Here is a 13,973-nt window from a genome sequence, read left to right on the forward strand (position 1 = left end):
AATGAAAAGGGTAATTTGTTTTACGGGGATATTGTTAGTTGTTTATTCATTTTTTTTAGCAATTAATGTAAATGGGCAAACAGAAAAAAACCGCACACAAAAAATCTCCACTAATGATCATTACAAATATATAGCTATAAATGAAGTACTGATGTGGGTATCAAACAACGGAGATGGCTCACACGACCCAAGAACAGATGGCAATGGATATTACTGGCCGACAGTAAACGGCAATAATGATCCACCTATTCCACCGAATTACCGAAAATCGGCAATCTTTGAAGACGGACTAGTCTATGGAGGAAAAGTAAACGGACAAATAAGAGTAAACGGAAATACGCACAGAAAGGGACTTCAGGCAGGCAGGATATTATCCCCCGGAGTAGCAGACGATCCCACGTTACTAAAGTACAGAGTATACAGAATAAGAAAAGACTGGCAGTCATTTCCACCTGGACCAGTAAGAACAGAACTGGAAAGAGATTACAATGAATGGCCTGTAGAAGATGGAGCACCTTGGGAAGATGTAAACGGAGACGGAGTATTTACAAGAAGTGTGGATAAACCAAAGTTCGATGGCGACGAAGTGTTATGGTATGTGGCGAATGATCTTGATACAGCAAGAACCGCGTTTACATATGGCTCGCCTCCATTGGGTTTAGAGTTTCAGACTACGATTTACGGATACTTTGCCGATAGTATAAATTTACTTGGCAACGTAGTATTTAAAAAATATAAGGTGATAAATAAAAGCGATACCGCAATAACAGATATGTACTTCTCTTATTGGACTGATGATGATCTAGGAGACGCTGCTGATGATTATATCGGATGTGATACAATACTAAGGTTGGGATTCACGTACAACGGAGATAATGATGACGGAGGTGGGACCGGTAATTCTTATGGTTCTGCACCGCCTGCTGTTGGTCATCTATTCCTTCAATCCCCGGTTGAACCAGGGTCATTAAATGATAGTGCATATTATAATGGTCGTTGGCATACAGGAATTAAAAATGTACAGTTAAGTTCATTTATTCTTTTCATTGGCGGAAGTGCACTTTATAGAGATCCTTCGCAAGGAGTTTACTCTGGTAGTCTTGAATTGTACAATTACCTTCAAGGGAAGGTCTGGGATGGTACAGATTATAAAGATCCAAATACAAATATTACAACACGCTTTTGTTTGTCAGGAGATCCTGTTAATGGTTCAGGATGGTATGAAGGGGCAGGCTGGCCTAATGGACAATCTGCTGGTGACAGAAGATATTTGTTATCTGCAGGTCCGTTCAATATGTCTCCGGGTGATACGCAGGAAGTTGTAATCGCAATACTCATTTCAAAAGGTACCAACAATATCAACAGCTTAGCGGAATTAAAAAGGGATGCACAAATACTGGTAAATACATACACAGATAATTTTAAATTCAAAGTTGAGATAACTTCACCTGAATTAAAAACGTATTCTGAAGAAAACAAAATAGTACTTTGGTGGCAGGATGACATAGAGTCATTTGATGAAATTGATAAAAGCCTGATGTATGGCAGTTTTTCTGACAGTACATATACGTTTGAGGGATATAAAATCTGGCAGTTTGAAGATACTTCAGGAACTAATCCTCAATTATTCGCAATCTATGATAAAGAAAATGATGTTCAGCAGGTTAAGGATTATGTTATAATAAACGGTTTGCGGGAATACATTACTGTATTAAACAGTCCTAATCTAGGATTACAGCGTTATATCAATATTACAAGGGATTCAATTAGTCATACTCCTCTATTAGATGGCACACCCTACTATTTTGGCTTATCCACATACGCCCATTCAACAAATAGCTTTCCAAAAATAATTGAAAGTCTCCCCAAAATCATAGAGGTTATCCCCGGTAAAAAACCTATTGATGTTACATACACGTATTCTGGTGGTGATACTATTTTTCTAAATCAAACACATGGTGCTAGTGATGTATCTGCAAAATTATTTGTTGAGGTCCCGTCACTTTTGAAAGGGGATACATATGAAGTGCAAATGAAAGTTGCTGAAGATAGTTACTCATATTTTTTTATCAATAAGACATCTAACGATACTTTGTTAAAGAGTAATACGATTAATAATGAACCGGATGTAAGCAACACTCTTTTTGATGGTATGAAATTAATCGTTGATATAGATGATGATATTTTCATTCCAAGTCATACTGTCAAAAAAGTAATTGAATATAAAGGTCCGGGCGGTAGTTTCCTAAATCCACCACCCGATGTTTTTGAAAGTCAAAATTCAACGAATCAATGGCAGATTAAATCAATTTACTATAGTGCTAATAATTATGTGGTTGGCGATATACATAGTTTGAATTACAGGAGTTTACTCAATGATAAAGATTATGAAATACGATTCACTGGTTCCGGGAGTGAATATTATACAACAGGGTATAGGCCTGCATTTCCTACCTTTGAATCGAATCCCAAAGGCAAAGGCAGGGTACCATTTGAAGTTTGGGAATTAAGCCGGGATAATTCAGAACCACCTAAAAGGTTATTTATTAAAACTGAAGATGGAAAACTATCAATTCGGGATACATCATGGAGTAAAGATGATGTCAATAATTACTGGGAAAGTGTTTACACTTATGTCGGAACTCAAGATTACTCGGAGCCGCTTCCTCAATTAAGCGGAGTAATATCCAGTCAACAACATAGATTTGGTAATTTTAGTATTGTAGGAAATCTTCCTGAAGAAGGAACTGTAATAAGAATAAATACGAAAAAACCACCAAGAGCCGGAGATGTATTTACCGCTGTAGCCACAGCTCCGACAAGAAATAATTTTGAAAACGCAAAACAGAATATTGAGAAGATAACCATCTTCCCTAACCCATACTTCGGCAGCAGCAGCCTTGAGGCAGGAGGGACAGAAAGATTAGTAAGGTTGACTAACCTTCCTCAGAATGTGATAGTTAGAATATATTCACTCGCAGGAGTTTTCATAAAAAGAATTGACAAGGATACACCATCACCCTGGCTGGATTGGGATTTAAGGAATGAAGAAGGAAGTCTGGTTGGGAGCGGAATATATTTGGTATATCTTGATATGCCTGGCATAGGAACAAAAATATTAAAACTTGCAGTAGTTCAAAGCAATTAAAAATAATTAGCTCCAAAAAAGGAGAACTAAAATGAAAAGGTTAATTTATTTAACGGGGATACTGTTAGTTGTTTATTCATTTTTTTTAGCAAATAACGTAAATGGGCAAACAGAAAAAAACCGCACACAAAAAATCTCTACTAATGATCATTACAAATATATAGCTATAAATGAAGTCTTGATGTGGGTATCAAACAACGGAGATGGCTCACACGACCCAAGAACAGATGGCAATGGATATTACTGGCCCAGAGGAGAGTTTGCGACTAAATCGGCAATCTTTGAAGACGGACTAGTCTATGGAGGAAAAGTAAACGGACAGATAAGAGTGAACGGAAACACTCACAGACAAGGGCTTCAGGCAGGCAGGATATTATCCCCCGGAGTAGCAGACGATCCCACATTACCAAAGTACAGAGTATACAGAATAAGAAAAGACTGGCAGTCATTTCCACCTGGACCAGTAAGAACAGAACTGGAAAGAGATTACAATGAATGGCCTGTAGAAGATGGAGCACCTTGGGAAGATATAAACGGAGACGGTGTATTTACAAGAAGTGTGGATAAACCAAAGTTTGAAGGTGATGAGGTACTGTGGTATGTATCAAATGACCTTGATACAGGCAGAACGAGTTTCACTTACGGCTCACCGCCGATGGGACTGGAATTTCAAACAACTGTGTATGGATTCTTTGCGGACAGTTCCAACTTACTGGGCAATGTAGTGTTTAAAAAATATAAAGTGATCAATAAGAACGATACTGCAATCACAGATATGTATTTTTCCTACTGGACGGATGATGATTTAGGTGATGCTTCTGATGACTTTGTCGGATTTGATACGACATTACATTTGGGGTACACTTACAACGCAGACAATGATGATGGAGGAGGGGAAGGTACTACTTATGGTTTTGCGCCTCCCGCTGTCGGTCACATGATTATCCAGGCGCCGATTGTTCCTGCTGCATTTAATGATAGTGCTTTTTACAACGGCAGATGGCGGAAGGGTTCCCAAAATTTAAAAATGCAAGCTACAGGGCTTATCATTAAAGGCAACTCACCCTGGCCCCGGGACTGTCAGCAGGGGGTATATGCAGGAACACTAGAATGGTATAATTTGTTTCAAGGGTTACATAACTTCGGCACCGAAATAATTAATCCTATAACAAACACTCCAACTAAATTTCCCCTTTGCGGTGATCCGGTTATGCAAACAGGTTGGTATGAAGGCTCCGGTTGGCCAGGTGGTCCTTCTCCGGCTGATCGAAGATTTCACATGCCGGTTGGTCCATTTAATATGGCGCCTGGCGATACACAAGAAGTTGTGATTGCAATATTGATTTCAAAAAGTGATGATAATATTCATAGCGTGGGTTTATTAAAGAAAGATGCTGCAGAGTTAAAAGGGTTATATGAATCTGGTTTTCAAAATGAATTCACTCTTTCTTCTCCAATTCCTCATGCATTTGTCCAGGAAGGTAAAGTTTCATTGTGGTGGGGTAATGATAACGAGAATTTTGAACAAACTGATAAACTTATTTCTCATAAAAATTACAGTGATTCAACCTATAACTTTGAAGGTTATAAAATCTGGCAGTTTACAGATTCGTTAGGAAGTAATCCCGAACTTCTGGCAGTCTATGATTATCAAAATGATGTTCAGTTAGTAAAGCAGTATGTACTGCTGAACGGGCTGCCAGAATATATCACAGTACTAAACTCCCCTAACCTGGGACTAAAACATTTTTTATCAATAGAGCGGGATACGATTAATCAACAACGATTATTGGATGGATTTCCTTACTACTTCGGTATATCATCTTTTGCATATTCACCACATAGTTTTCAAAAAATATTGGAAAGTAAACCTCAAATAATAACCGTGATACCTGGCAGGAAATCCATCGATGTTACTTATAATTATTCAGTTGGTGATACAATACGAATGCAGCAAACATCTGGCACAACGGATGCGGATTTAGGCATAATTGTTATTGATCCGGGAGTTTTGAATGATGATGTTTATGAAGTCTCATTTGTTGATGTGAGAACAAGTGGTTCCAACACAAAATTTATTTATAATATTCGAAATACAACTTCAAATGATACACTGGTAATAGACTCGGTTGATTTCAGTAGTCACACACAGGAAAGCAGCATTATCAACGGGCTGATGTTTTTGGTTGATGTTACTAAATCCATTACCAGCACCAATAAATTTTTAAAAAATGTTGTCGAGGTAAATGGACCCGGTGGAATTTTATTACCCGAACCAGTCAGTGTGTTTGAGCAATTTAATTCAACTGGCAATTGGAAAATTGAGACGCTTAAGATCGATGGAACTTCCGGAACTTTGCAGGAATTAAACTACTTTAATAGAGATTATAATGATGACCTTGAAATTAGATTTACTAATACAGGCAGTGAATATTATACCACAGGTTATTCAGAAATAAGTCCCATTTTAAGAGATAACCCTAAGGGTAAAGGACGTGTACCTTTTGAAATTTGGAAAATTAATCGGGACGGAGCTGCTGACCAGCGACTTTATATTAAAATATTTGATAATGGTTTGATCATCCGGGATACCTCATGGAGTTATAGTTCAACCCTAAACAGATGGGAGAGTATTCACGCTTATGTTCCTGCTGTTCCATATCAGGAGCCGATACCTGATAATTCCGGGACATCAAATTCATCACAACATTTACTTGGTCTTTTTAGTATTGTAGGAAATCTTCCTGAAGAAGGAACTGTAATAAGAGTAAATACGAAAAAACCACCAAGAGCCGGAGATGTATTTACCGCTGTAGCTACAGCTCCGACAAGAAATAATTTTGAAAACGCAAAACAGAATATTGACCAGATAACCATCTTCCCGAACCCATACTTCGGCAGCAGCAGTCTTGAAGCAGGGGGAACGGAGAGAATAGTGAGACTGACAAACCTGCCACAAAATGTAATAGTAAGGATATATTCATTAGCAGGAGTGTTCATAAAAAGAATAGATAAAGAGACACCATCACCCTGGCTGGATTGGGATTTAAGGAATGAAGAAGGAAGTCTGGTGGGGAGCGGAGTATATCTGGTATATCTCGATATGCCAGGTATTGGAACAAAAATATTAAAACTTGCAGTGGTTCAAAGTAACTAAAAATAATTAGCTCCAAAAAAAGGAGAACTAAAATGAAAAGGGCAATTTATGTTTTGGGGATTATACTATTACTCCACTCATATTTAATTGTGACGGACCTTCAGGGACAAACAGAAAAAAAACGCACACAAAAAATCTCCGTGAATGATTCTTATAAGTACATCTCCATAAATGATATCCTTATGTGGGTATCAAACAATGGGGATGGTTCACATGATCCAATTAATGATGGCTCAGGATTTTATTGGCCTGGTGGAGAACTTGCAACTAAATCCGCAATTTTTGAAGACGGACTTGTATATGGCGATAAAGTAAACGGACAAATAAGAGTAAATGGAAATACACACAGGCAGGGCTTACAAGCCGGAAAGATTTTATCAACAGGAATTGCAGATGATCCATCTTTAGAAAAATATAGAGTGCACAGAATCCGGAAAGACTGGAAACTATTTCCTGATGGAGCGATTAAGGATCAGCTTAAAAAAGATTATGATGAGTGGCCCGTTGAAGATGGTGCACCATGGGAAGATATCAATGGTGATGGAATATTTACAAGAGGAATAGACGCACCAAAATTTGAGGGTGATGAGGTATTGTGGTACGTATCAAATGACCTTGATCCGTCGAGGACTAGTTTTACTTACGGCTCTTCGCCTATCGGATTAGAATTCCAAACAACTATCTACGGATATTTTGCTGACAGTTCAAATATTCTAGGCAACGTAGTTTTCAAAAAATATAAAATTATAAACAAGAGTAATGATCTTATTGAAGATATGTACTTCTCTTATTGGTCTGATGATGACGTTGGTGAACCAAGTGATGACTATGCTGGTTGCGACACAACATTATTGATGGGTTTTACCTACAATGGAGATAATGATGATGCCAGCTGGGGAAGTTTTTCGTACGGACTAAATCCACCGGCTGTTGGACATATTTTTTTAGAAACACCAATATCTAATGGCACTAATTCAGATAGCGCATTTTATCAAGGAAGATGGATTACAGGTTTTTATAATGTTGGGATTACTTCATTCATTTCATTTTCAACTTGGTCAGGTCAATACTGGCCTGATCCTCAGCAAGGGATATATGAAGGATCACTGGAAATGTATAACTATATGAAAGGTAAACTTTTGAATGGAAGTGATATTATTGATCCAACCACAAACTTAGTCACAAAATTTATTTATGCTGGCGATCCTGTTAATCAAACTGGATGGTATGAAAGTCCTGGCTGGAATCCGCCTAGTTATTCTGATAAAAGGTACTTGATGACAAGTGGTCCGGTGAATATGTCGCCTGGCGATACACAGGAAGTTGTAGTTGCAATTTTAATTGCAAAAGGAACAAGCAATCTCAATAGTATTACAAAATTGAAGGATGATGCGAGAAAAATCAAAGAACTATATTATAACGGACTTCGCTCACTGCCGAAAATAAATGCTCCAAATGTCAAATCATTCGTTGAAGATAAAAAAGTAATGTTATGGTGGTCTACTGACCTTGAAAACTACGAATCTTTGGACAGGACACTTGTAAATACTAACACAGATGATTCTACATATAATTTTGAAGGGTATAAAGTGTGGCAATTTAGTGACCCGCTTGGAAATAACCCGACTTTAGTGAAAATATTCGATATTGAAAATGATGTGATCAATGTAAAAGATAATGTTTTAATTAATGGACAAAAAGAATATATAACTGTGTTGATAAGTCCGAATAAAGGACTAGGTCGGCATATCGAAATTAAATATGATGAAATTAACCAAACAGAATTAAATAGCGGATCACCCTATTATTTTGCTGTTACTGCATATGCATATTCGCCAAATAGTTTTAAAAAGATAATTGAAAGCGAATCTGAAATTTTAACACTTATTCCTGGCAAAAAACCCATCGATATTGTTTACAATTATGATGAAGGTGATACAATTCATTTTAAACAAACAGTTGGTGAAACCGATCTTTCGGCCGTGTTAATCGTTCTGGATCCAAATTCGCTCACCGGTGATACATATGAATTAACATTCAGAGATTCTTTGGAAAACTATTTTTATAGCCTGACTAATAAGACTAAGGGATATTCATTCGTTAATAACGCCAAACTTCATTCTATCGATTTCAGAGATTCTTTGATTTACGATGGTTTACTATTCAGGTTTAATGTTGGGAATTGGGGAAACTATTATGAAAGAATAAAAAATGTTCTTGAAACAAATGGCCCGGGAGGAACACAATTATCGGAACCGAAGGATGTATTTGAAAAATTCAATTCCACAGGAAAGTGGAAAATTGGAACTTTCACCTTTGCAGGTACACACCGATGGATTCAAGATTTGAATCATCTAAGTCAAATCAACGATGAAGATATTGAAATTCGTTTTACAGAATCTGGCAGTGAATATTACACAACCGGTTATACATTGATTTCACCTTATCTGCGCAGTGATCCTAAAGGAAAAGGAAGGGTTCCATTTGAAGTATGGAAGATAAATAGGGATGGAAGTCCGGATGAAAGACTTTATATTAAAACAATAGACAACAATCTTGTTTATCGGGATACTGCCTGGGGGTTCAGTTCTTCTCTAAATAGATGGGAAAGTATATACATTTATAGAGGAGAACCATATCAAGAGCCATTGCCTGATTATTCCGGACCATCTATTACTATGCAACATTTAATTGGTCATCTCAGTATAAATGGCGAACTCCCTGAACCCGGCACAGTAATCCGAATCAACACATACAAACCACCGGTAACCGGAGATGTATTTACTGCCGTTGCTACAGCACCGACAAGAAATAATTTTGAAAACGCAAAACAGAATATTGATCAGATAAACATCTTTCCGAATCCGTACTTTGGCAGCAGCAGCCTTGAAGCAGGGGGAACGGAGAGAATAGTGAGACTGACAAACCTGCCACAAAATGTAATAGTAAGGATATATTCATTAGCAGGAGTGTTCATAAAAAGAATAGATAAAGAGACACCATCTCCCTGGTTGGATTGGGATTTACGCAATGAAGACGGAAGTCTGGTGGGGAGCGGAGTATATCTGGTATATCTCGATATGCCTGGTATTGGAACAAAGATATTAAAACTTGCTGTTGTTCAGAGTAATTGAGGAATTTGTCAGCAGCAAAGAATTAACAAAAAATATCATCATCTTTAGTTATTTTTCACAGGTAAATTTTAAATGCTGTGAAAAATATTCTTGAATACATACTCTTTATTCTTCTTGCGAATTTTTATTCATTGATTGGATTAAAAACTGCGAGAAGATTTGCCCCGATGATTTCCCGTTTTTTTTTCTTCATCATCCCCATCAGAAGAAAAACGGTAATTGAAAATCTCACAAATGCTTTCCCTGAATATTCTTCAGACAAAATAAAAACCATCGCGTATGAAAGTTATAAAAGTTTTTCACTGGCTTTAGTTGAGCTCTTCTGTGTTAAAAAAATGAGCAGACAGGAATTGGAGAACGCGGTTAACTGTCCCGGCAGAAATTTAATAAATGAAAAGTATGATGATGGTAAAGGTCTGATACTTTTGTCTGCACACTTTGGAAATTGGGAATATGTCGCTCTTTCAGTTAGTGCTCAGGTTAAAAAGACTTTTAATGTTGTTGTAAAAAGCCAGCGTAATCCTTACGTTAATAATTGGATGAATGACATAAGAACTAAATGGGAAAATAAAATCATTCCTTTAGGTGCTTCGATAAGACAGGTTTATTCAGCACTTAAGGATAAAAAAATTGTTGCAATGGTTGCTGACCAGCGCGGACCTGTTGACGGCATTCGCGTAAATTTTTTTGGAAGAAAAGTTTCTGTTTATCCCGGACCTGCAATCCTGGCTATCAAAACCGGCGCACCGATTATTTATGGACTTACAGTCAGACAGAAGGATCAAAACTATTTTACTGAACTTGTAGAAATTGATACACAAAATCTTTCAGGCACAGAGGATGAAAAAGTGACTGAGCTTTGCCAGAGACATATGTCATATCTTGAATCAATGATCAGAAAATATCCTGAACAATGGTTATGGATGCACAAATTATGGAAGTATTAATGCAATCAAAAAAAATACTTGTTATACAAACTGCTTTTATTGGTGATGCAATTCTTACACTTCCATTAATCCAAAAATTGAAATCCCGTTTTCCTGAATCACTTATTGATGTCATCGCAATCCCAAAAACTGAAGAGATATTTCAATCATCAAGTTATGTTAACGAAGTAATTATCCTGGACAAGAGAGGAACGCACAAATCAATTTCCTCAATATTAAAATTTTCAAAGTTCATTAAAGAAAAAAAGTATGATGCAATTTATTCTCCGCACAGGTCTGTACGATCTGCATTTATTGTGATGCAATCTGGAGTTAAGGAAACTTTTGGTTTCAATACAAGCAGCTGGCTGCACGTTTACAGAACTTTAGCTGAGTATGATATCAATAAACATGAAGTCGAAAGAAATTTTTCTCTTTTGGGATTATCACCTGAAGAAGATTGGAGAATATTACCTGAAATAAAAGCAGATCAAAAAATTTCAGAGAAAATAAATTCACTGATTATTGAAAAATCATTATCACAAGGTTTTGTTGCAATTGCTCCCGGGAGTGTGTGGAAAACAAAACGTTATCCAAAAGAGAATTTTAAGAAAATTATTTTTGAGCTAAATAAAAATAATATAAAAGTTGTTCTCATTGGCGGTTCAGATGATGCAGACTTATGTGATCAACTCAATGATACAGGAAACACAATTTCATTCGCAGGTCAGTTATCTGTAATTGAATCGATTGAACTGCTTAAACACGCTTCATTATTGATAACAAATGACAGTGCCCCGACTCATATGGGAATGGCTGCGGATATTCCTGTATTGACATTATACTGCTCTACAGTTCCCGGATTTGGATTTTTCCCTTACAACAAAAAAAGTAAGTCCATATCTTTTGATGAACTGAAATGTAAACCTTGCGGTATTCATGGATACGAAGCTTGTCCCTTAAAACATTTTGATTGCGGGATAAAATTAACACCTGATTTGGTGATGAAAGAAGCACTTCAGCTCTTAGATATAAACCGCGAATAAAAATTTTGTATAGATGAAAAAAGACATTAAGAAATCCAATAAGAAAATTAATAAGACTAAATCTGATAAATTTCAATCTGAAAGATCTGTCCCAAAAATAAATCTGCTTTATGTGATTATAGTTGTTGGTTTTCTATTAAGATTAGGTTTATTACTTGAGGTAAATAACTCACCATTCGGGAAAACACTTTTCTCTGATTCACAGATTTATTTTGACAATGCAGCAAAGATGCTGAAGAATGGTTCGTTCTTTGGAGCGGAAGTGTTTTATATGTCACCTTTGTACACATATTTACTTGCACTTCTTCAATATATTTTTGCCGATGCGATTTTTATGATGCGATTGTTTCAGGTCATTTTGAGTACTGTTACGATATGGCTGATCTTTCTTACAGGTAAAAATATTCATTCGGAAACTGTAGGGTTGATAGCCGCATCTATATGCGCTGTGTATTCACTTTTTATTTTTTACAGCAGCACGGTTTTGATTGAAACCACACAGACTTTTCTTATTGCTTTATTGGTCTGTTTATTAAGTGATGTAAAACGATTGGAGGACAAAAAGTATTGGCTTATTGCGGGCATTGTTTTGGGGCTCGCGGCAATTCTTCGCGCGACAGTTTTGATTTTCTTGCCGGCTATTTTGATCTGGTCATTTTACTATTTAAGATCAAAGCAGATTACAAAAAGTTTTTATTATAAGACTGCTCTGTTTTTTGTTATCGGTAGTTTAATTCCTATAGCACCCATAACGTTACAGAATTTTATTGCAGAAAAAGATTTTGTACTTATTACTTCCAATGCAGGGATCAATTTTCAAATGGGGAACAATCCGGATGCGACAGGTATTTACAAGCTGCCCAAGGAATTTGATTTATCACTTGACCTGACCGGGAAAAACTTTGCAGAAAAACAGCTCAATAAACCACTTACCTCTGCTGAAGTTTCATCTTTCTGGATGTCAAAGGGATTGAATTATGTAAGCACTGAGCCGGTAAATTCAATCAGTCTTTACTTTAAAAAAATATTATTATTTTTTAGTGAAGATGAAAACGCACAATCTGTGATCATGGATATGAATTTTATCCGTAAAAATTATTCGACAGTATTAAAATTTACATTGCCATGGTTTATCGTAATCTTCTATCTCTCTCTTTTTGGTTTTACACTTCATCCGGAGAAAAAAGGAAGCTACATCCTAATGACTGTTTTGCTCACAGGCTACATACTTAGCAGTGCGTTGTTTTTTGTTATCGGCAGGTTCAGAATTCCAGTCACACCTATTGTAATGGTTTTCGCCGCCATTGGAATTTATGAACTGATAAATATTATCCGCACAAAGAATTTAGCTATTCTCAAACTACCCTCTCTCTTAGTAGTAATTCTACTATTGCTTAATTTTGCATTTACGCCAAAATTTACTTTTAATGATAAAGATGATTATCTCTTTTTGGGTAATTCATATTTTCAGAAAAAGCAGTACGATGAGGCAATGACATATTTTAACAAAGCTCTGGAAATTAATCCTGATGCATCTACAGAAGTGCTGATTGCAAATACATTTGCTGCTACAAAAGATGTCAGTAATGCGATGATGCATTACAGGCGGGCAGTAGATATCGATTCAAATTATGTGCTTGCATATTTTAATGTAGGGGTATTGTATACGCAGCTTGCATCATTTAATGACGCCGCAAGAGCATTTCACAAAACGATTGAAATAGATAAAAATTTTTTAGCTGGTTATAAAAACCTTGCAGTGATTTATTATATGATGGAAGATTATAATAAATCTTTATTTTATTTTGAGCATGTATTAAAAAACAGTAAAGATGTTGAAGAAATGAAATCGGTAAATCAGGATATAGAAAATATAAAACAAAAACTATCAGGCTCAGGCGGTTGACTAATACGAGGAAAGAAAATTGTTACAGACTAAAATTATTAAACTTATAAACACAGACACCAGGATTGATGAAGCTGTTCAAAAAGCACGGACACTTTATTTTGAGGGACAGGTATTTATTTATCCGACAGATACGATTTACGGTTTGGGCGGTAATCCTTTTAACGATGAAGTTGTCGGCAGAATAAACGAAATCAAAGGACGCTCAAATGATAAAAAATATATTTTGCTTATCGGTTCAATCGAACAATTGCAAAAGTATATTGAATTGAATTCTGAAAATCATCTTGATTTTCTTATATCAATATGGCCTAACCCTGTGTCCGTTGTTCTCAAACTTAATTCCAAAACGCGGGAACTGCTTCAGTCAGATACCGCTGCATTCAGAGTACCAAACAGCAGGTTTTGCCTGAAACTCCTGAACGAGATTCAGATGCCTTTGATATCTACCAGTGTTAACAGGGCGAATAGAGAATCGTTGCTGCAGCCAAGTGTAATCGAAGAGGAATTTGGACATGAAGTTGAGTACATGTTCTTTACAAAAAGAAAGTCGTACTATGTAGCTTCAACTCTTATTGATCTAACTGGGAGTGAGCCAGTTTTGTTAAGAGAAGGTAAGATTCAGTTTGATGATATAATTAAAAAATTCAGATGAT

Annotated in this window: 7 protein-coding genes; all 7 read left to right on the plus strand. The window is 36.4% G+C overall.

Annotated elements, in window-relative coordinates; translation table 11 throughout:
* Nucleotide 1: 1 nt before the first annotated feature.
* The 7 genes from IPM56_02710 to IPM56_02740 all read left to right on the plus strand — a co-directional run bounded on the left by IPM56_02710 (nt 2) and on the right by IPM56_02740 (nt 13,972).
* Nucleotides 2–3,148 (plus strand): hypothetical protein, encoded by a 3,147-nt coding sequence (locus IPM56_02710; GenBank protein QQS36883.1) that lies wholly within the window; start codon nt 2–4, stop codon nt 3,146–3,148.
* A 31-nt stretch (nt 3,149–3,179) separates the two neighbouring features.
* Nucleotides 3,180–6,305: a hypothetical protein gene (locus IPM56_02715; protein QQS36884.1), complete on the plus strand. Its 3,126-nt coding sequence runs from the start codon at nt 3,180–3,182 to the stop codon at nt 6,303–6,305.
* A 32-nt stretch (nt 6,306–6,337) separates the two neighbouring features.
* Entirely contained in the window at nt 6,338–9,439 is a 3,102-nt protein-coding gene (locus IPM56_02720; GenBank protein ID QQS36885.1) for a hypothetical protein, read from the plus strand.
* Between the two features lie 77 nt (nt 9,440–9,516).
* The gene (locus IPM56_02725) at nt 9,517–10,386 is read left to right on the plus strand and encodes a lysophospholipid acyltransferase family protein (protein ID QQS36886.1); all 870 of its coding nucleotides are present in this window, start codon (nt 9,517–9,519) and stop codon (nt 10,384–10,386) included.
* Complete coding sequence (locus IPM56_02730) at nt 10,386–11,411, plus strand: glycosyltransferase family 9 protein (protein QQS36887.1); 1,026 nt, start codon at nt 10,386–10,388, stop codon at nt 11,409–11,411. Before IPM56_02725 ends, IPM56_02730 begins: the two co-directional genes overlap by 1 nt.
* Before the next feature lie 13 nt (nt 11,412–11,424).
* Nucleotides 11,425–13,317 (plus strand): glycosyltransferase family 39 protein, encoded by a 1,893-nt coding sequence (locus IPM56_02735; protein ID QQS36888.1) that lies wholly within the window; start codon nt 11,425–11,427, stop codon nt 13,315–13,317.
* A 19-nt stretch (nt 13,318–13,336) separates the two neighbouring features.
* The gene (locus tag IPM56_02740; GenBank protein QQS36889.1) at nt 13,337–13,972 is read left to right on the plus strand and encodes a threonylcarbamoyl-AMP synthase; all 636 of its coding nucleotides are present in this window, start codon (nt 13,337–13,339) and stop codon (nt 13,970–13,972) included.
* The last annotated feature ends 1 nt before the right edge of the window (nt 13,973 follow it).

This window comes from Ignavibacteriales bacterium (assembly GCA_016700155.1).
Taxonomy (GTDB): domain Bacteria; phylum Bacteroidota; class Ignavibacteria; order Ignavibacteriales; family Ignavibacteriaceae.